This is a genomic window from Variovorax endophyticus, from assembly GCF_025376855.1.
GTDB lineage: Bacteria > Pseudomonadota > Gammaproteobacteria > Burkholderiales > Burkholderiaceae_C > Variovorax.
In genome coordinates, this window is the sequence record NZ_JAHUTH010000035.1 from 20,308 (window position 1) to 42,663 (window position 22,356).

Below are 22,356 nucleotides of genomic sequence, written 5' to 3' on the forward strand. Positions count from 1 at the left end.
CGAGCTCAATTCACCAATAAGTGAATTACCGATTCTAGGAACGCGGGCGCGGCAGCGTCAACGGGTGGACCCTGGTGGATACCCGTAGATCTGGAAAGCGATGGGGGCCGTCTCGCGCGGCGATGGCGCGCGGCCCTGCCGCCGAGGCGGGGGCGGCAGGAAGCGGCGGAAGTGCGGGTCAGTGCAGCACGTAGCCGAGCACGAGGTCGGTCATGTGCGAGAGGCGCTGCGCCATCGCCTTGGGCGCGCGCAGGTCACGGCCGAAGATGGCCGAGAGCGTGTGGTTGTTCGAGAGGTAGAAGTAGCACAGCGAGGCGATCGAGATGTAGAGCTGCACCGGATCGACGCCCGCGCGGAACAGGTTGTCGCGCCGGCCGCGCTCGAGCACCGTGTCGAGCAGCTGCACCAGCGGCGAGTTCATCTCCTGGATGCGTTCCGAGCGCTTGAGGTGCGAGGCCTGGTGCAGGTTCTCGCTGTTGAGCAGCGTGATGAACTCGGGATGCTCGAGGTAGTAGTGCCAGGTGAAGGACACCAGCTGGCGGATCGCCTCGACCGGATCGATCTCGTCGAGGTGCAGCCGCTGCTCGGCCTCGCGGATGTCGGCGTAGGTGCGCTCGAGCACCGCGAGGAACAGGTCGTCCTTGCTGCCGAAGTAGTAGTAGATGAGCCGCTTGTTGAGGCCCGCGCGCTCGGCGATGCTGTCCATGCGCGCGCCCGCGAGGCCGCGCGCCGAGAACTCGTCGCGCGCCGAGGCGAGGATCGCGAGCTGCGAACGGTCGGCATCGCGCGAGCGGGGTTCCAGCGTATCGGGGGCGGTGGCCTTCATGGCGCGAATTTAACCATTTGGGGAATTAAAACAAGGGAGGCGGGGCGGGCGCACATAATCGCCGCGGACAAAGTGTTGGAGTTCTACTGCTCATGAGTACATCACAACCCGCAGGCCACCTGATCGTCGAGTGCCTGCTCGAACAGGGCATGGAGATCGCGTTCGGCGTGCCCGGCGAGAGCTTCCTCGCGGTGCTCGACGGCTTCCATGCCTACGGCGATCGCGCGCGCTTCATCGTCAACCGGCAGGAGGGCGGCGCGGCCTTCATGGCCGAGGCGCACGGCAAGCTCACGGGCCGCCCCGGCATCTGCTTCGTGACGCGCGGCCCGGGCGCGACCAATGCCTCCATCGGCGTGCACAACGCCTTCCAGGATTCCACGCCGATGGTGCTGTTCGTCGGCGACGTGGGCAGCGACTTCCGCGACCGCGAGGCCTTCCAGGAGGTCGACTACGGCAGCTTCTTCGGCCCCAGCACCAAGGGCTTCGCCAAGCGGGTGGAACGCATCGACGATGCGAACCGCATCCCCGAGTACATCGCGCGCGCCTTCTCGACCGCGATGAACGGCCGCCCCGGCCCGGTGGTGCTGGTGCTGCCCGAGGACATGCTGCGCAGCGAGACCGCCGCGCGGCCGCTGCCGCGGGCGGAGGCGGTCGAGCCCTGGAGCGACCCGGGCGCGCTGCGCACCCTGCGCGAGCTGCTGCTGAAGTCGCGCCAGCCGCTGGTGATCGCCGGCGGCGGCGGCTGGACCGCGCAGGCCGCGCAGGCGCTGCAGCGCTTCGCCGAGAACTGGCGCCTGCCGGTGGCCAACGCCTTCCGGTTCCAGGACACCTTCGACAACCACCATCCGCTCTATGCGGGCGACGTCGGCATCGCGATCAATCCGAAGCTGGCGCAGCGCGTGAAGGACGCCGACCTGATCCTCGCCATCGGCCCGCGCCTGGGTGAGATGACGACCGGGGGCTATACGCTGCTCGAAGCGCCGAAGGCGAAGCAGACGCTGGTCCACATCCATGCGAGCGCCGAGGAGCTCAACCGCGTCTACCAGGCCGACCTCGCGATCAACGCCGGCATGAGCGCCGCGGCGCGCAGCCTCGAGGTGCTGAGCGCGCCGCCCACGCTGCCCTGGGAGGACTGGGCGCTGCAGGCGCATGCCGACTACCAGGCCTGGCTCGAGCCGCAGCCGCTGGCCGGCATGCCTGCGGAAACGCCGCGCGGCGCGGTCGACATGGCGGCGGTGGTGGCGACGCTGCAGAAGCATCTGCCGGCCGATGCCACGATCACCAACGGCGCGGGCAACTTCGCGAGCTGGGTGCACCGCTACTTCCGCTACCACGGCCTCGCCAAGGGTCACAAGACGCAGCTGGCGCCCACCAGCGGCGCCATGGGCTATGGCGTGCCGGCCGGCATCGCCACCAGCCTCGCGACCGGCCGGGTGGCCTTCACGATCGCGGGCGACGGCGATTTCCTGATGACGGGCCAGGAGCTGGCCACGGCCGCGCAGCATGGCGGCAAGAGCATCGTCGTGCTGCTGAACAACGGCATGTTCGGCACCATCCGCATGCACCAGGAGCGCGAGTACCCCGAGCGCACCAGCGGCACCGCGCTGCGCAATCCCGACTTCTGCGGGCTGGCGCGCGCCTACGGCTACGCGGCCGAGCGCGTGACCGAGACCGCGCAGTTCGAGGCCGCGCTGCTGCGCGCGCTGGCGGCCGACACGGGCACGCTGATCGAGATTCCGCTCGACCCCGAGGTCATCACCACGCGCGGCACGCTGTCGTCGATCAGGCGCGCGGCGCAGCAGCAGGCGCGGGGCTGAGCGCGGCGCGATGCCTCGCGACCTCCGTGCGCAGGGCTGCGGAGCGCAGTTCGAACACCTCGAACAGGCCGAGCGCCTCGAGCGCGGGGATCAGCGCGACGAGGTCCTCGCGCGCGGCCTGGCGCTGCGCCTCGCCGGCCTGGGTGTCCTCGAGCACGCGCACGTTGGCGAGGAAGGCACCGACCGAGCCCTTGCGCACGGGCTGGCCGTTGAGGACGGCGAAGTTCTGGTCATCGGGCAGGACATCCTGGGCTTTCATGGCGGCTCCTTGAAGAAGAGAGGGAGGGGTGGATCGATGGCTTCGATGCTAGGCAGGCACCGCGTTGCGGGCTTGCGGCGCGGTGCCAATCGGTATCGCCATCGGGCCATGCCGCATCCGGAGCGGCGCGATGGCTGAGCCCGCATTGCGGCTCGACCTCAACGCCTACGAGGCGCCGCGCAGCACGGGCGCGCATGCGCACGAGGAAGGCCAGCTGTTCGCGCTGCGCGCCGGCCTGCAGCTGATCGAGACCAGCGCGGGGCGCTGGGTGCTGCCGCCCGGATGGATCGGCTGGATCGCGCCGCGCTGCGCGCACGCGGCGCAAAGCCACGGCGCAACGGCCGGGTGGAGCCTCTATCTCGATCCGGCGCTGACGACGGCCTTGCCCGCGCAGCCGCATGTGTTCGCGTCGACGCCGCTGATCCGCGAGCTGGTGGGGCGGCTGGTGTCGCTCGGCGAAGAGGGGGCGACGGCGCGCCGCCTGCGGCTGGTGGCGGTGCTGGTCGACGAACTGGCGGCGGGCGCGCGGACCTCGCTGCATCTCGCATTGCCGCAGGAGCGGCGCCTGCTCGCGCTGGCCACCGCGCTGGCCGACGATCCCGCGCGCGACGACACGCTCGAGCAATGGGCCGATCGCATCGGCATGGCGCGCCGCACGCTCACGCGCCGCTTCGCCGCCGAGACCGGCCTGAGCTTCGCGCAGTGGCGCCAGCAGGCGCGGCTGCTCAAGGCGGTGCAGTTGCTGGGCATGGGCGAGCCCGTGACGGCGGTGGCGCTGACGGTGGGCTACAGCTCGGTGAGTGCCTTCATCGAGACCTTCCGGCGCCATTTCGGCTGCACGCCCTCGCGCTTCTTCGCGCAGGGTGCCGAGGCATCGCGCTGAGGCGATCGAAAAAGCACGGACGAAAAAAAGCCGGCTGTCGCCGGCTTTCCTGATCGACCCGGAGGTCGCTCGGATGGTGCGCTTACTTGACGTGCTTGCCGATCAGCGCGGCCAGTTCGAACATCGACACTTGGGCCTTGCCGAAGATTTCCTTCAGCTTGGCGTCGGCGTTGATGTTGCGCTTGTTGGCCTTGTCTTGCAGGTTGTTCTTCTTGATGTAGTCCCACAGCTTGCTCACGACGGCGGTGCGCGGCAGCGGCGTCGAACCGACCACGGCAGCCAGTGCGGGGCTGGGGGTCAGGGCCTTCATGAAGGCGGCGTTCGGGGTGCGCTTCTTGGCGGGAGCCTTTGCAGCAGCCTTCTTCGCGGGAGCAGCCTTCTTGGCGGGAGCGGCCTTCTTTGCCGGTGCAGCCTTCTTCGCAGGAGCAGCAGCCTTCTTCGCCGGTGCTGCGGCCTTCTTCGCGGGAGCAGCCTTCTTCGCGGGAGCAGCGGCCTTCTTAGCCGGAGCTTTCTTGGCCGGAGCCTTCTTTGCAGTTGCCATGGTTGATTTCCTTTTTTGGTTGAACGTCACCAATGAAAAACAGGGTCTCCACTGGCATCGCGGATGCTAAATGAGAAAAAACGCGTTTCCAAGGGAAAAAGCGGTTTTTTCATTGGAGGCTGTTGTTTTTTCAGAGGGGAGAGCGCCCGTTTTGCCTGCGGCGCGCGGGCCAGGTCGCCAGGAAGACGCCTGCGAGAGCGAGCGCGAACGCGAACAGCTGCACCAGGGAGAGGCTTTCCCCGAGCACGAGCACGCCCACGAGGGCCGCGCTCACGGGCAGCATCACGGCGAAAACACCGGCCTGCGCGGCGGGGATGTGGCGCAGTCCGGTCATCCAGAGCCACACGGTCCAGATGCTCGCTGCGAGGGCGTAGGCCACGAGCAGCAGCCAGAGGCCGGGGCGCACCGCTGCGAAGTCGAACTGCAGCGCGAACCAGATGCCCAGCGGCGTGCTGAGCACGAAGCCCCAGAGGTTGATCAGCGAGGAGATTCGCTTGGGGCCGAGCCGACCGGTGAGCGACTTGCCGATCACCGCATAGGCGGCCTCGCAGAGCACCGCGCAGAACACCAGCAGGTTGCCGAGCCACGGCATCGACGAGGACGCGCCCGTGCCCGGGTGCGCGCTCGCATGCGCCGGCGCGAGCGCGAGCAGCCCGATGCCGATCGCCGCGCAGAGGATCGCGAGGCCGATGCGCAGCGTGATGCGCTCGCGCAGGAACAGCCAGCTCGCGACCGCGACCGCGGCAGGGATCGACGCCATGATCACACCCGCCGAGACCGCGCTCGTGAGGCTCACGCCGAACAGCATGCAGATCGAGAACAGGAAGTTGCCGAGGAAGGACTCGAGGAACACCAGCCAGCGCGTGCGCGCCGTCATCGGCGGTTCGTCGGGCGCGCGGCGCAGCCAGTGCGGTATGGCGAGCGCGGCGATGCCGAAGCGCAGCCAGGCCAGCAGCAGCACCGGGAAGGCCGCGACCAGCGGCTTGGAGAGGGCGACGTAGCAGCCCACGAGCGACATGCTCAGCGCGAGGCAGCCGTAGGCCATGAGCCGGCCTGGGGCGGGTGCGGCGGGGTTCAATAGACTGGGGTGATTTGGGGAAAGGAGGCATCGATGATGCCGCAATCGACGTCCGTGCCGGGCGAGCGCCACGTCTTCGTCTACGGCACCTTGCGCGCGGGCGGGCGCAACGACATCGCGCGCTTCGCACCGCCGCCGCGACGCGTGGCCGATGCCGAGGTGGCGGGCACGCTCTACGACCTCGGTGCCTATCCGGGCATGGTGCTTGGCGGCGAAGGGCGCGTGACGGGCGAGGTCTACGCGATCGATGCGCAGGTGGAGGCCGCGCTCGACCGTCTCGAGGAAGTGGCCGACGACGACTCGGGCGAGTACGTCAAGCGCTGGTTGCGCGTGCAGTCCTTCGGTGGCCGCACGTTCGATTGCCTGGTCTACGAGATCCATCCGTCCCGCATCGAGGGTTGCGCGGTGATCGCGGGCGGCGACTGGATCGCGTATTCGCGGCGTTGACGGCGCGCGTTCCGGCCCGCGTTTTTCACAGACGAAAGAGTGATTGCGTATCGTGAAAATCGCCACTGCTGCACCGCAGTATTTTTTCTCAATATGAGAAAGTTGTTTTCTCATTGAGAAATATCTCCGTAAGTTATTGATTTTGTTGATGCAAAAATATGTCTTCTATAAGACATAAGAGTGGATGGCGCGATTACAGTAAGCCCATGGCCGCAGCGCCGAAACGCTCGAAACCAACCCTTCAATCAACTCACGGAGTGACCATGCCCCAGACCCTCACCGAACAACTCAGCCGCGAACAGCAGATTGCCGCCCTCGAGAAAGAATGGGCCACGGATCCTCGCTGGAAGGGCGTGCAGCGCGGCTACAGCGCCGCCGACGTGGTGCGCCTGCGCGGCTCGTTCCCGATCGACTACACGCTCGCCAAGCGCGGTGCCGAGAAGCTCTGGGACAAGATCAACGGCGGCTCGAAGAAGGGCTACGTGAACGCCTTCGGCGCGATCTCCGCCGGCCAGGCCATGCAGCAGGCCAAGGCCGGCCTCGAAGCCGTGTACCTGTCGGGCTGGCAAGTGGCCGCCGACGGCAACAGCTCGGAAACCATGTACCCCGACCAGTCGCTCTACGCGTACGACTCGGTGCCCACCATGGTCCGCCGCATCAACAACACCTTCCGCCGCGCCGATGAAATCCAGTGGGGCCGTGGCGTGAACCCGGGCGACAAGGAGTTCATCGACTACTTCCTGCCGATCGTGGCCGACGCGGAAGCCGGTTTCGGCGGCGTGCTCAACGCCTTCGAACTGATGAAGAACATGATCGCCGCGGGCGCCGCCGGCGTGCACTTCGAAGACCAGCTCGCCGCCGTCAAGAAGTGCGGCCACATGGGCGGCAAGGTGCTGGTGCCGACGCGCGAAGCCTGCGAGAAGCTGATCGCCGCGCGCTTCGCCGCCGACGTGCTGGGCGTGCCCACCATCGTGCTGGCCCGCACCGATGCCGAAGCCGCGAACCTGATCACCTCCGACCACGATGCCAACGACAAGCCCTTCCTGACCGGCGAGCGCACCTCGGAAGGCTTCTACCGCGTGAAGAACGGCCTCGAGCAGGCCATCAGCCGCGGCGTCGCCTACGCGCCCTATGCCGACCTGGTGTGGTGCGAAACCGGCGTGCCCGACATCGGCTTCGCCCGCGAGTTCGCGCAGGCCGTGCATGCCGCCTGCCCGGGCAAGCTGCTGTCGTACAACTGCTCGCCGTCGTTCAACTGGAAGAAGAACCTCGACGACAAGCAGATCGCCACCTTCCAGGAAGACCTCTCGGACCTGGGCTACAAGTACCAGTTCATCACGCTGGCCGGCATCCACGTCAACTGGTACAACACCTTCAAGTTCGCGCACGCCTATGCACGCGGCGAGGGCATGAAGCACTACGTGAACATGGTGCAGGAGCCGGAATTCGCGGCGCGCGAGCAGGGCTACACCTTCGTGTCGCACCAGCAGGAAGTCGGCGCGGGCTACTTCGACGACGTGACCACCGTGATCCAGGGCGGCCAGTCGAGCGTGAAGGCACTGACCGGCTCGACGGAAGAAGAGCAGTTCCACTGAGCAACTGACTCGACATTCGCTGTCACCTTGAAGCCCGGCCGCGCGCCGGGCTTTTTTTCGTGCGTGCGGATGCACGCTCGCTCATGCGGACTTCGTGCGCCGCGGCACGGTCAGCGCGCCGAGCGGCTAGAATCGTAGGCTCCACTGTCAGTCAACAAGGGCGAGAAAGGCACTTTGGTTATGACACCGCGAACTACCCCGCAAGCCATCTGCGGTGTTTTCTTCTTCGAAGGAAGCGCCCGCTAAACCGCGCGCGCTGGTTCGAGCCAGCTTCCCTGCCACAGCAAAGCGCGGTCATCCACCGCGCTTTTTTGTTTTTCGCCCGAGGTTTTTCATGATCCACATCACGCTCCCCGACAACTCGCAGCGCGAGTATCCCGGCCCGGTCTCGGTGGCCGACGTCGCCAAGTCCATCGGCCCCGGCCTCGCCAAGATGACGGTGGCCGGCAAGGTCGACGGTCGCCTGGTCGATGCCAGCGACGTCATCGACCACGATGCCAAGCTTCAGATCATCACGCCCAAGGACGACGAGGGCCTGGAGATCATCCGCCACTCGACGGCCCACCTGGTCGGCCACGCGGTCAAGCAGCTCTACCCGACGGCCAGGATGGTGATCGGCCCGGTGATCGAGGAGGGCTTCTACTACGACATCGCGTTCGAGCGTCCCTTCACGCCCGAGGACATGGCCGCGATCGAGGCGCGCATGCGCGAGCTGATCGCGCAGGACTACGACGTGATCAAGAAGATGACGCCGCGCGCCGAGGTGATCGAGGTCTTCAAGTCGCGCGGCGAGGATTACAAGCTGCGTCTGGTCGAGGACATGCCCGACGAGCAGGCCATGGGCCTGTACTACCACCAGGAATACGTCGACATGTGCCGCGGCCCGCACGTGCCGAACACGCGCTTCCTGAAGGTCTTCAAGCTCACGAAGCTGGCCGGCGCCTACTGGCGCGGCGATGCCAAGAACGAGCAGCTGCAGCGCATCTACGGCACGGCCTGGGCCGACAAGAAGCAGCTCGACCAGTACATCCAGCGCATCGAGGAGGCCGAGAAGCGCGACCACCGCCGCCTCGGCAAGGAACTCGACCTGTTCCACATCGACGAAGTGGCGCCGGGCGTGGTGTTCTGGCATCCCAAGGGCTGGGCGGTCTGGCAGCAGGTCGAGCAGTACATGCGCGGCATCTACCGCGACACGGGCTACTGGGAAGTGAAGGGCCCGCAGATCCTCGACAAGAGCCTGTGGGAGAAGACGGGCCACTGGCAGAACTACCGCGACAACATGTTCACGACGGAGTCGGAGAAGCGCGAGTACGCGCTCAAGCCGATGAACTGCCCGGGCCACGTGCTGATCTTCAAGAGCGACCTGCGCAGCTACCGCGACCTGCCGCTGCGCTACGGCGAGTTCGGCCAGTGCCACCGCAACGAGCCCAGCGGCGCGCTGCACGGGATCATGCGCGTGCGCGGCTTCACGCAGGACGACGGCCACATCTTCTGCACGGAGGACCAGATCCTCGACGAATGCATTGCCTACACGGCGCAGCTGCAGAAGGTGTACGCGGACTTCGGCTTCACGGACATCCTCTACAAGGTCGCGACGCGGCCCGAGAACCGCGTGGGCTCGGACGAGCTCTGGGACAAGGCCGAGCATGCGGTGATGGAATCGCTGCGCCGCTCGGGCGTGGAGTTCGTGATCGCGCCCGGCGACGGCGCCTTCTACGGCCCGAAGATCGAGTACACGCTGCGCGATGCGATCGGCCGTCAGTGGCAGTGCGGCACGATGCAGGTCGACTTCAACACGGCCGAACGCCTGGGCGGCGAGTACGTCACGGAGTCGAGCGGCCGCGCGCACCCCGTGATGCTGCACCGCGCGATCGTCGGCAGCCTCGAGCGATTCATCGGCATGCTGATCGAACACCATGCCGGCGCGATGCCCGCCTGGCTCGCGCCGGTGCAGGTGGCGGTGCTCAATATCAGCGAAGGACAGGCCGACTACGCCGCGCAAGTTGCGAAAACGCTGCAAAATCAAGGGCTTAGGGTCCAGCTCGACCTGCACAACGAGAAGATTACGTATAAAATACGCAAGCATTCGTTGCAAAAGCTCCCTTACATCGTTGTCGTGGGCGACAAGGAAAAGGAAGCTGGCGCCGTCGCAGTGCGCGCCCGGGGCAACCAAGACCTCGGTGCAATGTCCCTCGAATCGTTCGCGCAACGGCTCGTCCAGGATGTTGCTGACAAGCGTTGATTTGTCGTCGAAACACCCCACATGTTTCTGCCAAATGTACCGCTTGTCCGCGAGGACTGAGCGGCTTTCGCTACTTTTTTTGTAGCAAAACTTAGAGGATACCAACCATCGCTACTGCATTTCGCGACCGCCGCCACCGCGAGGAACGCCAACATCGCCTGAACCGGGAAATCATGGCCCCGGAAGTCCGCCTGATCGGCCCGGATAACGAGCAATTGGGTGTTGTGAGTCTTGCGGAGGCCCTGCGCCTCGCCGGTGAGCAGGACGTGGATCTGGTGGAGGTCGTCGCGGCGGCCAATCCACCGGTGTGCCGCCTGATCGAGTACGGCAAGTTCAAGTACCACGAGCAGAAGAAGGCGGCCGAGGCGAAGTCCAAGCAGAAGGTCATCGAGGTCAAGGAAATCAAGTTCCGGCCCGGTACCGACGATGGCGACTACAACATCAAGATGCGCAACATCCGGCGCTTTCTTGAGGATGGCGACAAGTGCAAGATCACGCTGCGCTTCCGGGGCCGTGAGATCACGCACCAGGAACTCGGTCTGGCCTTGCTGCAGCGCATCCGCGACGAGCTCGGCGACACGATCCTTGTCGAGCAGTTTCCGAAGCTCGAGGGCCGGCAGATGATCATGATGATCGCGCCGGGCCGCAAAAAGCCCGGTGGGGCTCCGGCGAAGCCGGCGACGGAAAACGCGGCGGCACCGGCTCCGGCCGGCGCCTGAGCGAAGAAAAACCCGGTCGAATCCGGTGGCGCGAGCCGCCGACTTGATCGGGGATGAGAATCTGAAGGGATTTCGCCGATCGCCGGCGCGTGCCGAAAGGCCAGCGCGGGCGGTGGCGGGATGAAGAAGTGTCTCGGGGCCAACAAGTCCATGGAGTTCATCCAAGGCGCCTCACGAGCACAAATTAAAGGAGCATTCACATGCCCAAAATGAAGACCAAGAGCAGCGCGAAGAAACGTTTCCGCGTTCGTCCCGGTGGCACCGTCAAGCGCGGTCAAGCCTTCAAGCGTCACATCCTGACCAAGAAGACCACCAAGAACAAGCGTCACCTGCGTGGTGCGGTGTCGGTGCACGAAACCAACATGGTTTCGATGGCCGCGATGCTGCCCGGCATGGGCATTTGATCAACTGACGAACAAGGAGTAATCACATGCCTCGCGTCAAACGTGGTGTAACGGCTCGCGCCCGCCACAAGAAAGTTCTCGCACTCGCCAAGGGTTTCCGCGGTCGCCGCGGCAATGTCTTCCGCATCGCCAAACAGGCGGTGATGAAGGCAGGCCAATACGCCTACCGTGACCGCCGCACCAAGAAGCGCGTGTTCCGTCAACTGTGGATCGCGCGTATCAACGCCGCCTCGCGTGAACTGGGCCTGACCTACAGCCAGTTCGCCAACGGCATCCGCAAGGCCGGGATCGAGATCGACCGCAAGATGCTTGCGGACATCGCCGTGCACGACAAGGCCGCTTTTGCGGGCATCGTGGAGCAGGTCAAGGCCAAGCTGGCTGCTTGATTCTGCACAGCGGGAAACCGTCCCCGGACAGTTTCCTGCGCCCACGGCACAAGGGCTGGCGCTTGAAAGAGCACCAGCCCTTTTTTATTTTTCCCCGAAGAAATCTGTTGTTGCTATGAACGAGTTGGACTCCCTGGTCGACACCGCACGTGCCGCCTTCGCGCAGGCGAAGACCCCCGCAGAGCTCGAGAACGCCAAGGCCCAGTTCCTGGGCAAGTCGGGCCGCATCACCGAGCTGATGAAGGGCATGGCCGCGCTGAGCGTCGACGAGAAGAAGTCGCGCGGTGCCGGCATCAACGTGGCCAAGCAGGCGATCGAGTCCGCCCTCAACGAGCGCCGCCAGCAACTGGCCGACGAGGAGCTCTCGCAGCAGCTGCGTGCCGAGGCGCTCGACGTGAGCCTGCCCGGCCGCCGCCGCATCCCGGGCGGCCTGCACCCCGTGAGCCGCACCCTCGAGCGCATCGAGGAGATCTTCTCGAGCATGGGCTTCGACGTGGCCGACGGCCCCGAGATCGAGAGCGACTGGCACAGCTTCACCTCGCTCAACAACCCGCCGAACCATCCGGCGCGCTCGATGCAGGACACCTTCTACGTCGACCTGAACGGCGAGGACGGCATCCCCTACAACCTGCGTCCGCACACCAGCCCGATGCAGGTGCGCTACGCTCACCAGCACATCAAGAAGTACGCGACCGAGTTCGCGGCCGCGGCCGCCGATACCACCGGCACGGTCAAGGCGCCCGAGATCCGCGTGATCGCGCCGGGCCGCACCTACCGCGTCGACAGCGACGCCACCCACTCGCCGATGTTCCACCAGTGCGAAGGCCTGTGGCTCGGCGAGAACGTGAGCTTCAAGGACCTCAAGGTCGTCTTCACCGACTTCTGCCGCACCTTCTTCGAGCGCGACGACCTCGTGCTGCGTTTCCGGCCGAGCTTCTTCCCGTTCACCGAGCCCAGCGCCGAGATCGACATCCAGTTCCAGAGCGGCCCGCTGGCCGGCCGCTGGCTCGAGGTGTCGGGCTCGGGCCAGGTGCATCCGAACGTGGTGCGCAACATGGGCCTCGACCCCGAGCGCTACATCGGCTTCGCCTTCGGCATGGGCCCCGACCGCCTCACGATGCTGCGCTACGGCGTGAACGACCTTCGCCTGTTCTTCGACGGCGACCTGCGCTTCCTCTCGCAATTCCAGTGACCCGCTGACGCGCGAGACGAAACGAGACCTTCCACACCAGAAAAACAGATCGAGATCGAAGAGATGCAATTCCCGGAATCCTGGCTGCGCGAGTTCTGCAACCCGCCCATCGACAGCGCCGAACTGGCCGAGACCCTCACCATGGGCGGCTTCGAGGTCGAGGAGCGCCGGCCGGCGGCGCCGCCCTTCACGCGCATCGTGGTGGGCGAGATCAAGGAAGCCGTCCAGCACCCGAATGCCGACCGCCTGCGTGTCTGCCAGGTCGACGCGGGGCAGGGCGCCTTGCTCAACATCGTGTGCGGCGCGCCCAATGCGCGCGTCGGCATCAAGGTGCCGTGCGCGCTGGTGGGCGCCGAACTGCCGCCCGGCGAGGACGGCAAGCCCTTCCTCATCAAGCTCGGCAAGCTGCGCGGCGTCGAGAGCCAGGGCATGCTGTGCTCGGCGCGCGAACTGCAACTGAGCGAAGACCATGGCGGCTTGCTCGAGCTCGCGGCCGATGCGCCCATCGGCGTCGACGTGCGTGAAGTGCTCAAGCTCGACGACACGCTGCTCACGCTCAAGCTCACGCCCAATCTCGCGCACGGCCTCAGCGTCTACGGCGTGGCGCGCGAACTCGCCGCGCTGACGGGCGCGCCGCTCAAGCCGCGCGCCGCTGCGCCGGTCGAAGTGGCCTTCGCCGACAAGCTGCCGGTGAAGGTCGATGCGCCCGAGCTCTGTGGCCGCTTCTCGGGCCGCATCGTGCGTGGCGTCGACACCAAGGTCAGCACTCCCGCATGGATGGTCGAGCGCCTCGCGCGCTGCGGCCAGCGCAGCGTCACGCCGCTGGTCGACATCTCGAACTACGTGATGTTCGAGTACGGCCAGCCCAGCCACATCTTCGACCTCGACAAGATCCACGGCGGCCTCAACGTGCGCTGGGGCAAGGCCGGCGAACAGCTCAAGCTGCTCAATGGCACCACGATCACGGTCGACGACAAGGTGGGCGTGATCGCCGACGACCGCGAGGTCGAGTCGCTCGCGGGCATCATGGGCGGCGACGCCACCGCGGTCTCGGACGATACGCGCAACATCTACGTCGAGGCCGCGTTCTGGTGGCCCGAGGCCGTGCAGGGCCGTTCGCGCCGCTTCAACTTTTCGACCGACGCCGGCCACCGCTACGAGCGCGGCGTCGACCCGAGCCGCACCGTCGAGATCATCGAGCGCATCACGCAGCTGATCGTCGAGATCTGCGGTGGCCAGGCCGGCGCCATGGACGACCAGATCCTGCGTGTGCCCGAGGCGATGCCCGTGACGCTGCGCGTGGCGCGCGCAGCGCGCGTGATCGGCATGCCGCTGACGCAGGCCCAGTGCGCCGATGCGCTGCGCCGGCTGGGCTTCGCGCTGACCGAAGGCGACGGCACGCTGACCATCGTGCCGCCGCCGCACCGCTTCGATCTGCTGATCGAGGAAGACCTGATCGAGGAGGTCGCGCGCCTGATCGGCTTCAACAACCTGCCGACCACCGCGCCGCTCGCGCCGATCACCGCGCGCGTGCGCCCCGAGGCACAGCGCAGCCGCTTCGCGGTGCGCCGCGGCCTGGCCGCGCTGGGCTACCAGGAAACCATCAACTTCAGCTTCGTCGAAGCCGACTGGGAGAAGGAGCTCGCTGGCAACGACAACCCGGTCAAGCTCCTGAACCCGATCGCGAGCCAGATGAGCGTGATGCGTTCGTCGCTGCTCGGTTCGCTGCTGCAGGTGCTCAAGTTCAACCTCGACCGCAAGGCGCCGCGCGTGCGCGTGTTCGAGGTGGGCCGCGTGTTCCTGCGCGACGACAGCGTGGCCACCACCGACAGCACGGTGCGCGGCGTGCATCAGCCGATGCGCGTGGCCGGCCTCGCCTGGGGCGATGCCGACGAGGCACGCTGGGACGGCAAGTCGCAGCGCGTCGACTTCTACGACGTGAAGGGCGACGTCGAGGCGCTGCTCGCGCCGTTGGTGCCGCGTTTCGAAGCCGCCGAGCATCCGGCGCTGCATCCGGGCCGCTCGGCGCGCGTGATCGTCGAGGGCAAGGCCGTCGGCTTCGTTGGCGAGCTGCATCCGCGCTGGCGCCAGAAATGGGACTTCGCGCAGCCCGCCGTGCTGTTCGAGCTCGACCTCGATGCCGTCACCGCGCGTCCCGTGCCGGTGGCGCAAGCCGTGCCCAAGCACCAGGCGGTCGAACGCGACATCGCGGTGGTGGTGGCGGAAGCCGTCACGCACGATGCGCTGATCGACGCCATCCATTCGACCGGTGCCGCGCAAGGCCTGCTGCGCGACGCGGTGCTGTTCGACATCTACCGTCCGCAGCCCGCGCGCGACGGCACGGTGGCCGCGGCCGGCGGCCTGCAACCCGGCGAGAAGAGCATGGCGGTGCGCCTGCGCTTCCAGGACGACAACGCCACCCTGACCGACGAGCAGGTCGAGCCGGCCGTGCGCGCCATCGTCGATCAACTGGCCGCGAAGGTGGGCGGACGCCTGAGAGGATGACCCGAATGAATGCCGTCGAATTCACGCTCGAAGCACTCGAGACGCCCGCGCTCACCAAGGCGCATCTGGCCGACCTGCTGTTCGAGCAGATCGGCCTGAACAAGCGCGAGTCCAAGGACATGGTCGAGGCTTTCTTCGACCTGGTTGCCAACAGCCTGATCGAAGGCACGGACGTGAAGATCTCGGGCTTCGGCAACTTCCAGATCCGCGTGAAGGCGCCGCGCCCCGGCCGCAACCCGCGCACCGGCGAAGCCATTCCGATCGGCGAGCGCCGCGTCGCGACCTTCCATGCGAGCGCGAAGCTCAAGGAACAGATTCACGGAAACATCGATCCGAACGCCTCCCCCGAGGTCGAGTGGAGCCTGGGTTCCGAATAGGGCTTGTTCGCGCGCGCTCCCGTGGAGTAACCTCTGAGGTTTGCCGCGCGCAGACTTGATTTCAATGGAGAACATGGCCGACAAGGCGCTCCCGCCCATCCCCGTCAAACGCTACTTCACCATCGGTGAGGTCGGCGAACTCTGCGGGGTGAAACCGCATGTGCTGCGCTACTGGGAGCAGGAGTTCACGCAGTTGCGCCCGATGAAGCGGCGCGGCAACCGGCGCTACTACCAGCACCACGAGGTGCTGATGATCCGCCGCATCCGCGACCTGCTGTACGACCAGGGCTTCACGATCAGCGGTGCACGCAACAAGCTGCAGGAACTGGTGCAGCACGAACGCGACCGCCGCAAGGCCGGCGAGGTGCCGCTCGAAGGCATGGAGGCCGTCGAGATCGATCACGAGGAGTTCGAGGCCGCGCTGCACGACGAGGAAGCAGTGCCGAACGCGGCCCGCAGTGTCGACCTGTCGCAGTTGTTGCAGCTTCGCCGCGAGCTTTTTGAAATTCGTGAGTTGCTGACCGTCGGACGCTGAAAAGAGAAGGCTATAATCGAGAGCTTCGGTGTGTGGCGCAGCCTGGTAGCGCACTTGCATGGGGTGCAAGGGGTCGAAGGTTCGAATCCTTTCACACCGACCAACAATCATCGCGAGATGGAACAACGGGTCAGAGCCACAAGCTCTGACCCGTTTTTTTTGTCTGCGCCCGAGGTGTGCGTGGCGTCGCGCCGGAATCAGGCCTGCGATGAATCCGGTGCGCTCAGCTCGCCGTTCCACGAATTGAACAGGTAGCCGCCCGTTGCATCCTGCAGCGTTGCCTGGACCTCGATCAGCGTGTTGATCTCGTCCAGCGTTTCGTCGAGGTCCTCGATGTCGATCTCGAAGCGTGCATCGCATTCGCGCATGGCCGTGGCGTGCATGGTGCCCTTGGCGATGTCGATGGCTTCCGCGCTCACATGCGGCGCGGCGGACAGCCTGATCCGAAGGGCGGGCCCGTCCTCCTCCCACTGGACGACGAGTGCATCGCCATCGGCCGCGACATCCAGGCCTTGAGCGATCAGCAGGCGCGATGCGGCGACGAGATCGGGGCTGTCGGCCTTCGATGCAAAGAAGACCATGGAGACATCGTCGGACATGCGTGAGATTCCTCGTGTGCTGGGTCGGTGGCCATTGTGCCGGGCCGACCGGTCCCGTCCCCTTTTAGGCTAGGCTGTCGCCCGAACCTCGAAGAAGGCCTCGTCGGTATCGCCCAGATCCCGGAAGCCCGCGGTCCTGGCCGTGTCGTAGGCCTTGGCCCAGCGGCGCGCGAGCGCGATGTCGGCCTTCGAGAGTTCGTTCTCGCTCGATTCGCTCGCGTTCTGGAAGGCGCGCAGCGCCGGCAGCACGTCGCTGCCCAGTTGCCGCTCGAGTTCGCGCTGGAAACGCCGCTGCGCCAGGCCGATGGCTTCGTCGCTGGCGTGCGCATAGTCGGCCAGAAGTACCTCGTAGGCGGCGGGAGGCTCGGTCTCCCGTTCCGGGGAAGACGGCGCGGGCCCGGCTTTCTGCCGCACTGGCGGTGCTTCTTCGAAGGGCTCGGGAAGGGCGCCATCGACGATGGCCGGTTGATGGAACAGCTCAACTTGGGTCATGGGAAGAATGGGCGTGGAAATACTGTTTGAATATACAGTTATTTTTCAAAGAACAGGTGACACTTCGACCCCTGCCGCCCGCGGCAGGCCCGCTGCCCGCGATCGCCGCCAGCCCTTTACCGGCCGTCACAACTCCGCCGCGTCATGACATGTTCCTGAGACCTTGTCGCGAGAATAATCCCGCACTCAAGAAAAAAATGGACATCCGATGCCGATGCAGCACATCGAAATCCTCAAGAAAGGCGGCTTCGTCGCACGCCGCCACATCCAGGACCGAGAGAACGGCGAATGGCCCGCATGGGTGACCTTCGAGAAGGAAGGCGAGGCTTCGCGGCGCATCCGCCACGGGATCGGCACCTTCAGGTCCGAGGAAGAATTGCTATCGAACTGCGTCGCTTTCGCTCATCGCATGATCGACGAGGGAAAGACGGGTTTTCGCGCTTGAATCGCGGGGCCTCGACGCGGGGCCCTCGTGTCTTCGGGCGAGGCGCACGCTCGGCGCGCCGCGCCTGACGCCCCGGCGCTTGCCAGGCCTCTCAGAGGCTGCCGAACCCGGTCTGGCCGATGACGACGTGTTCGCGTTCGACCCGGGGCTTCGGCTGTCGTCGCGGCCTTTCCGCCCGCAGGATGGCCAGCATGGCCATCAGGGCGGCGCCCGCGGCAATGCCGGCAAGGAAGACGAAAGCGATAAAGAAAGGGTCGGATGCTCGCATGCGGTCCTAACGTAGTTTTGTGCCCCACGGTTTACAGGGGGTTACACCTACGTGTTGTACCGCAAGCCAGCAGGGATCGAAAGAGCAGTGCTCCGACCCGTGACGGGCTTGCTACAGTGCCCGTGCCTGCTTGGCGCCGCCTTTGCGTGGCGACTTCCTGCTGCCCAGGCTGGCCAAGGCCCGTTCCACGGCCCGTTGCGGCAGAAGCTGCGACTTGCCGCAGTTCCTGCAACGGTAGGGTTTCAACCACGGGAAGAAGCGCATCCAGGCCTGCTGCGGGCTGCTGTCCAGATGCTCGATGCTGCAAGGGCAGGGCGAAAACGGGTTGGCCATGAAACTCCCGGCGAGGGCTCGGTGTCGTGCGGTCCCTGGCGGGCTCTCCGGCCATCGTTCGAGAATTGTTGCAGTGCATTGTTAAACCTCTCTTAGGGGGACGCCGGCATCTCAGGCCTGCTTTTCGCGCTTCCAGCGCGTCGGCGCCAGGCTCTGCCAGGCCCATTCCAGCGGGCCGAGCCTGTAGCGGCGCAGCCACCAGCAGCTCGCGGCCGCTTGCAGTGCCAGGATCGCCATGCAGGCCACGGCGAGGCCCGCCACGCCGAACTTCGGGCACAGGCCCGGGCCGACGCCGTAGAACAGGCTCAGGCCCGCCAGCGCCTGCACGAGGCCGTTGCTCCACGCCATGCGCCCGAGCGGCGCCAGCTTGCGCAACCGGCCCCGCCAGGCGGCGCGCTGGAACAGCAGCACGAAGGCCGCCACGCAGAAAAGCAACTGGGCCAGCACCGCCATCGCACGCAGCGGGCCGGGCGCGGATTGGCCTGCCGGATCGTGCAGCGCGAGCAGCAAGCCCGTCGCGAGGCTCGCCAGCAGCAGCCGGCGCCAGAAGCGCCGATGGGCCACCGACTGCCTCAGCACCTGCGCACGGCCCAGCGCCATGCCGGCCAGCAGTCCGCCGAGCACGAAGAGCGGCCACCAGGCGGCGACGCCCGGGAACTCGATCGGCGCGAAGCCACGCCAGCCCACGAGCGGCATGCCGAACAGCGCGAAGCCGCGCAAGGCATCGACGAGTTCGCGCCGGCGCGGTCGTGCGTCGTCCGCGATGGCGACAGGGCGTGCGAGGAGCCGTGCAGGCGACAGGGAAAGAGGCGGCGTGGCGAGTCCGAGGGTCATCGATGTACGGCAGCGTCTGCGAAGCGATGGAGGGAACCCGGCGTGATGCGGAAGGCGGGCCAGGTGCGGGACGCGGCCACCGCGGGCGAGATGCGCGTCGGCCACCGATGCTAGGGATGCGCATTGCCTCAACATTACGAGCGCCGCATGCGGCGGCCGGCTCGTGGTAGAAACCGCCGCCCGCATCGCCTTCCGGTGCGCCCACTCCCGTGCCACACCGCTTCGCTTCGCCAGTCATGCCCTCCGCAGCCGGCCGTGCATGGCCGGCGCTCGTCCGCTGGCTCACGCTGGCCTGCGTGCTGCTGCTGGCCGGCTGCGCGGGCCTGCCGAGCGACGTCGTTCGCCGGTCGTCGACGACGATCCCGAACGGCGCCGACACCACGCTCGGCCGCCTCGTGGCCGCGACCGCACCGCGCGGCGAAGACGAGCCGCTCAGCGGCTTCCGCCTGCTGCCGATGGCGCAGTTCTCGCTGCATGCGCGCATCGAACTGATCCGCCGCGCCGAGCGTTCGATCGACGTGCAGTACTACCTGGTGCAGAACGACGAGACCGGCCGCTACCTGCTGCGCCACCTGCGCGACGCGGCCGAACGCGGCGTGCGCGTGCGGCTGCTGGTCGACGATCTCTACACGGCCGGCGCCGATCCGCTGTTCCGGGGCCTGGCCGCGTATCCGAACGTCGAAGTGCGGATGTTCAACCCGTTCCCCGCCGGGCGCGAACGCTTCGGTACGCGCTGGACCGCCTCGCTGCTCGACTTCAACCGCGTGCACCGCCGCATGCACAACAAGCTGTTCGTGGTCGACGACACGATGGCGGTCATGGGCGGGCGCAACATCGCCAACGAGTACTTCCTGCGCGACGGCGGCTCGAACTTCATCGACATCGACACGCTGGTGGCCGGGCCCGTGGTCCACAAGCTCTCGTCGCTGTTCGACAGCTACTGGAACAGCCCCTACGTCTACCCGATCGAGTCGCTGGTATCGGCCGACGGCGCCTCGCCGCAATCGCTGCGCTCGCGCTTCGACGAACTCACGAGCGGGCCGGGCACGCCCGAGCCCGAGCAGCCCGGCGCCACCGACCTGCTGGGTCACCATCCGCTGGCCGCCGACCTCGACGCGGGCCAGCTGCAACTGGCCTGGGCGCGCGCCGAGGCCTATGCGGACGCGCCCGCCAAGGCGCTGGCGCCCGAGGAAAGCCGCGGCGCGCCGGCCGATGTCTCGCCCGACAGCGTGCAGTTCAACCTGCAACGCCATCTGCGCGGCGCGCGCACCGAGATCATGCAGACCACGCCCTACCTGATCCCGGGCCGCGGCGGCATGGAGACCATCCGGCATGTGCGCGGCAACGGCGTGGGCTACATCATGGTCACCAACTCGCTGGCGGCCACCGACGAGTCGCTGGTGCACATCGGCTATCGCCGCTACCGCGCCGAGATGCTGCGCCTGGGCGTGGCGCTCTACGAGCTCAGCCCCAAGCGGGTCGAGCAGAGCCGGCGCTTCGGCATGTACGAGACCTCGAGCGGCCGGCTGCACGGCAAGTCGGCGGTGATCGACGGGCGCACGGTCTTCATCGGCTCGATGAACTTCGACCCGCGTTCGGTGCTGCACAACACCGAGATCGGGCTCTTCATCTTCAGCCCGCAGATCGCGCAGCAGCTCAACAGCCTGATCGGCTTCATCCGGCTCGACGGCGCCTACCAGCTGCAGCTCGGGCCGCGCGGTGGCATCGAATGGGTGAGCCCGGCCGCGGGCGATGGTGCCGACACCATCCTGCACACCGAGCCCGAGACGAATTTCTGGGCCCGCTGGCGGCTCGAGCTGCTCGCGCCGCTGGTGCCCGAGAGCCTGCTGTGAGGCCCGCTTACTGCTGCAGCCGGCCGCTCAGGTAGGGCTCGGGATCGACGGCCACGCCGTTCTTGCGGATCTCGAAGCGCAGCTTCACGCGGTTGGCATCGCCGCCCGATCCCATCTCGGCGATCTTCTCGCCCTGGCGCACCACCGCGCCTTCCTTGACGAGGATGGTGCTCGCGTGGGCATAGGCGGTGAGGAAGGTCTCGTTGTGCTTGATGATGACCATGTTGCCGTAGGCGGCCAGTTCGTTGCCCACGTACACCACGCGGCCGTCGGCCGAGGCCACGATCGGGTCGCCGAGGTTGCCGGCGATGTCCACGCCCTTGTTGCGCACGCCGTCGAAGCGGCCGATGGTGGTGCCGGCGGCGGGCCGGATGAACAAGGCCTGGCGCTGCGGCGGCGGGGTCGCGGTGCGGCCGGGCTGTTGCATCGGCGGCAGCGGCGTGGTCGTGCAGGCGGCGATGCCGGCGGCGAGCAGCGCCGCGGCGCCGATTCGGAAAACAAAAGTCTGAAGGTGCATGGCGCTCGGTTGGAACGGGGACGTTCTGAAGGGTTCCCTCGGATCTCGGGGCCGTGCGGCCCGGCCGGTCGATGCTAGCAAAGTCCCCGGCGCGTTCCCTGCGGGCCGGCAGGGACTTGGCGCGCGGGCGGCCGCGCGCCATCGGGCGATCACTTCAGCGGGATCGGCGTGCCGCGGTCGATCGGCACCGCGGTGACGCTGTTCTTCGGCGAGCCGTCGATCAGCAGGTCGGAGTAGGTGAGGTAGACCAGCGTGTTGCGCCGCGCGTCGACCATGCGCACCACGCGCAGCCGCTTGAACAGCACCGACAGCCGCTCGCTGTAGACCTCCTCGCGCTTGGGCAGCGGCTGCGTCACGTTCACCAGGCCGACCTGGCGGCAGGCGATCGAGGCCTCGGCCTTGTCCTCGGCCACGCCGAAGGCGCCCGCGATGCCGCCGGTCTTGGCGCGCGAGACATAGCAGGTCACGCCGCTGACCTTGGGGTCGTCGTAGGCCTCGATCACGATCTTGTGGTCGGGGCCGATCAGCTTGAAGGCGGTGTCGACCTCGCCCACGGTCTCGGCGCGCGCCGCGGTGGCGGCCAGCAGGGCGACGGCGAACGCGAGTGCCGCGCCGCGTCGAAGGGAGATGGCGTGCTTCATCGGGTCAGACGATGTCGATCGTGTGGACGCGGTCGAAGCTGCCGCGGCGCCGGTCCTCGAAGTAGTGCTGCAGCGCCTCGCGCACCGTGCGGAAGGCGATCTCGTCCCAGGGAATCTCCTCCTCGGCGAAGAGCTTCGCCTCGATGGTCTCGTGGCCCGGATCGAAGCGGTCGTTCAGCAGGCGCGCGCGGTAGAACAGGTGCACCTGTCCCACGCGCGGCACGCTCATCACCGCGAACAGGCCCTCGATCTCGAAATGGGCACCGGCTTCCTCGTCGGTCTCGCGCGCCGCGCCCTGGGCCGTGGTCTCCTCGAGCTCCATGAAGCCCGCCGGCAGCGTCCACTTGCCCCAGCGCGGCTCGATGTTGCGCTTGCACAGCAGCACCTTGTCGCCGAGCACGGGGATGGTCCCCACCACGTTGAGCGGGTTCTCGTAGTGGATCGTGTTGCAGGCCGGGCAGACGGCGCGTTCCTTGGTGTCTCCGTCGTCCGGCACGCGGTAGACCACCGCGGTACCGCAGTTCTTGCAATGCTTGATGGGGATGCGCAGCAGCATGGGGCGGGCGTG

General features: G+C 66.9%; 25 protein-coding genes and 1 tRNA gene. 15 read left to right on the forward strand and 11 right to left on the reverse strand.

All coding sequences use genetic code 11. The features are described 5' to 3' along the window. Positions 1–178 precede the first annotated feature (178 nt). Complete coding sequence (locus KV106_RS33480; protein WP_281077614.1) at positions 179–826, reverse strand: TetR/AcrR family transcriptional regulator; 648 nt, start codon at positions 824–826, stop codon at positions 179–181. 92 nt (positions 827–918) lie between these two features. Here KV106_RS33480 and KV106_RS33485 point away from each other — a divergent pair, with 92 nt between their 5' ends. Beyond that, positions 919–2,643 (forward strand): thiamine pyrophosphate-binding protein, encoded by a 1,725-nt coding sequence (locus KV106_RS33485; RefSeq protein ID WP_261215823.1) that lies wholly within the window; start codon positions 919–921, stop codon positions 2,641–2,643. Here the strand turns inward: KV106_RS33485 and KV106_RS33490 are convergent. Beyond that, complete coding sequence (locus KV106_RS33490; protein WP_261215825.1) at positions 2,609–2,902, reverse strand: hypothetical protein; 294 nt, start codon at positions 2,900–2,902, stop codon at positions 2,609–2,611. The genes KV106_RS33485 and KV106_RS33490 overlap by 35 nt on opposite strands. A gap of 130 nt (positions 2,903–3,032) precedes the next feature. Here KV106_RS33490 and KV106_RS33495 point away from each other — a divergent pair, with 130 nt between their 5' ends. Further along, positions 3,033–3,785, forward strand: coding sequence for a helix-turn-helix transcriptional regulator (locus tag KV106_RS33495; protein ID WP_261215828.1), 753 nt, complete (start codon positions 3,033–3,035; stop codon positions 3,783–3,785). A gap of 82 nt (positions 3,786–3,867) precedes the next feature. On the opposite strand, the gene KV106_RS33500 is transcribed toward KV106_RS33495, so the two are convergent. Further along, positions 3,868–4,326, reverse strand: a complete 459-nt coding sequence (locus KV106_RS33500) for an SWIB/MDM2 domain-containing protein (RefSeq protein WP_057598690.1) — start codon at positions 4,324–4,326, stop codon at positions 3,868–3,870. A gap of 130 nt (positions 4,327–4,456) precedes the next feature. Next, complete coding sequence (locus tag KV106_RS33505; RefSeq protein WP_261215831.1) at positions 4,457–5,371, reverse strand: DMT family transporter; 915 nt, start codon at positions 5,369–5,371, stop codon at positions 4,457–4,459. Between the two features lie 69 nt (positions 5,372–5,440). Here KV106_RS33505 and KV106_RS33510 point away from each other — a divergent pair, with 69 nt between their 5' ends. The 11 genes from KV106_RS33510 (at position 5,441) to KV106_RS33560 (ending at position 15,909) form a co-directional block, all read left to right on the forward strand. After that, positions 5,441–5,851, forward strand: coding sequence for a gamma-glutamylcyclotransferase family protein (locus KV106_RS33510; protein ID WP_261215833.1), 411 nt, complete (start codon positions 5,441–5,443; stop codon positions 5,849–5,851). A gap of 263 nt (positions 5,852–6,114) precedes the next feature. Continuing rightward, entirely contained in the window at positions 6,115–7,446 is a 1,332-nt protein-coding gene (gene aceA / locus KV106_RS33515) for an isocitrate lyase (RefSeq protein WP_057596110.1), read from the forward strand. A 334-nt stretch (positions 7,447–7,780) separates the two neighbouring features. Continuing rightward, positions 7,781–9,688 carry a threonine--tRNA ligase gene (gene thrS / locus KV106_RS33520; RefSeq protein WP_057596109.1) on the forward strand — a complete coding sequence of 636 codons (1,908 nt, stop codon included), beginning with the start codon at positions 7,781–7,783 and terminating at the stop codon, positions 9,686–9,688. 98 nt (positions 9,689–9,786) lie between these two features. Continuing rightward, positions 9,787–10,407, forward strand: a complete 621-nt coding sequence (gene infC / locus KV106_RS33525; RefSeq protein WP_082322072.1) for a translation initiation factor IF-3 — start codon at positions 9,787–9,789, stop codon at positions 10,405–10,407. Positions 10,408–10,607: 200 nt separating this feature from the next. Continuing rightward, positions 10,608–10,811 carry a 50S ribosomal protein L35 gene (gene rpmI / locus KV106_RS33530; protein WP_057596107.1) on the forward strand — a complete coding sequence of 68 codons (204 nt, stop codon included), beginning with the start codon at positions 10,608–10,610 and terminating at the stop codon, positions 10,809–10,811. Between the two features lie 26 nt (positions 10,812–10,837). Next, a complete protein-coding gene (gene rplT / locus KV106_RS33535) occupies positions 10,838–11,197 on the forward strand; it encodes a 50S ribosomal protein L20 (protein ID WP_012747009.1) in 360 nt (119 codons plus the stop codon). Positions 11,198–11,312: 115 nt separating this feature from the next. Further along, a complete protein-coding gene (gene pheS / locus KV106_RS33540) occupies positions 11,313–12,389 on the forward strand; it encodes a phenylalanine--tRNA ligase subunit alpha (protein ID WP_261215837.1) in 1,077 nt (358 codons plus the stop codon). A gap of 63 nt (positions 12,390–12,452) precedes the next feature. After that, positions 12,453–14,894 (forward strand): phenylalanine--tRNA ligase subunit beta, encoded by a 2,442-nt coding sequence (pheT, locus tag KV106_RS33545; RefSeq protein WP_261215839.1) that lies wholly within the window; start codon positions 12,453–12,455, stop codon positions 14,892–14,894. A gap of 5 nt (positions 14,895–14,899) precedes the next feature. Next, positions 14,900–15,271: an integration host factor subunit alpha gene (locus KV106_RS33550; protein ID WP_057596652.1), complete on the forward strand. Its 372-nt coding sequence runs from the start codon at positions 14,900–14,902 to the stop codon at positions 15,269–15,271. A 73-nt stretch (positions 15,272–15,344) separates the two neighbouring features. Then, the gene (locus tag KV106_RS33555; RefSeq protein ID WP_409976585.1) at positions 15,345–15,806 is read left to right on the forward strand and encodes a MerR family transcriptional regulator; all 462 of its coding nucleotides are present in this window, start codon (positions 15,345–15,347) and stop codon (positions 15,804–15,806) included. A gap of 26 nt (positions 15,807–15,832) precedes the next feature. After that, positions 15,833–15,909 (forward strand) — tRNA-Pro (locus tag KV106_RS33560). Between the two features lie 94 nt (positions 15,910–16,003). Here the strand turns inward: KV106_RS33560 and KV106_RS33565 are convergent. Together KV106_RS33565 and KV106_RS33570 are read right to left on the reverse strand one after the other, a co-directional pair. After that, a complete protein-coding gene (locus KV106_RS33565) occupies positions 16,004–16,405 on the reverse strand; it encodes a hypothetical protein (protein ID WP_261215848.1) in 402 nt (133 codons plus the stop codon). Between the two features lie 69 nt (positions 16,406–16,474). Continuing rightward, on the reverse strand, positions 16,475–16,897 hold the full coding sequence (locus KV106_RS33570; protein WP_261215849.1) for a hypothetical protein: 423 nt from the start codon (positions 16,895–16,897) through the stop codon (positions 16,475–16,477). A 208-nt stretch (positions 16,898–17,105) separates the two neighbouring features. Between KV106_RS33570 and KV106_RS33575 the strand changes: the two genes are divergently transcribed. Continuing rightward, positions 17,106–17,342: a hypothetical protein gene (locus KV106_RS33575; protein ID WP_057596650.1), complete on the forward strand. Its 237-nt coding sequence runs from the start codon at positions 17,106–17,108 to the stop codon at positions 17,340–17,342. Positions 17,343–17,433: 91 nt separating this feature from the next. Here KV106_RS33575 and KV106_RS33580 read toward each other — a convergent pair whose 3' ends face one another. Both KV106_RS33580 and KV106_RS33585 read right to left on the reverse strand, forming a co-directional pair. After that, positions 17,434–17,610: a hypothetical protein gene (locus KV106_RS33580; protein WP_172705648.1), complete on the reverse strand. Its 177-nt coding sequence runs from the start codon at positions 17,608–17,610 to the stop codon at positions 17,434–17,436. Between the two features lie 444 nt (positions 17,611–18,054). After that, positions 18,055–18,777 (reverse strand): DUF418 domain-containing protein, encoded by a 723-nt coding sequence (locus KV106_RS33585; protein ID WP_261215853.1) that lies wholly within the window; start codon positions 18,775–18,777, stop codon positions 18,055–18,057. Between the two features lie 236 nt (positions 18,778–19,013). Here KV106_RS33585 and KV106_RS33590 point away from each other — a divergent pair, with 236 nt between their 5' ends. Next, positions 19,014–20,630, forward strand: coding sequence for a phospholipase D family protein (locus KV106_RS33590; RefSeq protein ID WP_261215855.1), 1,617 nt, complete (start codon positions 19,014–19,016; stop codon positions 20,628–20,630). Between the two features lie 7 nt (positions 20,631–20,637). Here KV106_RS33590 and KV106_RS33595 read toward each other — a convergent pair whose 3' ends face one another. From KV106_RS33595 to KV106_RS33605, 3 genes are all read right to left on the reverse strand, one after another. Continuing rightward, the gene (locus tag KV106_RS33595) at positions 20,638–21,147 is read right to left on the reverse strand and encodes a murein hydrolase activator EnvC family protein (protein ID WP_057596647.1); all 510 of its coding nucleotides are present in this window, start codon (positions 21,145–21,147) and stop codon (positions 20,638–20,640) included. Between the two features lie 149 nt (positions 21,148–21,296). Then, positions 21,297–21,788 (reverse strand): CreA family protein, encoded by a 492-nt coding sequence (locus KV106_RS33600; protein WP_261215857.1) that lies wholly within the window; start codon positions 21,786–21,788, stop codon positions 21,297–21,299. A gap of 4 nt (positions 21,789–21,792) precedes the next feature. Further along, positions 21,793–22,344 (reverse strand): NUDIX hydrolase, encoded by a 552-nt coding sequence (locus KV106_RS33605; RefSeq protein WP_261215858.1) that lies wholly within the window; start codon positions 22,342–22,344, stop codon positions 21,793–21,795. Between the last annotated feature and the right edge of the window lie 12 nt (positions 22,345–22,356).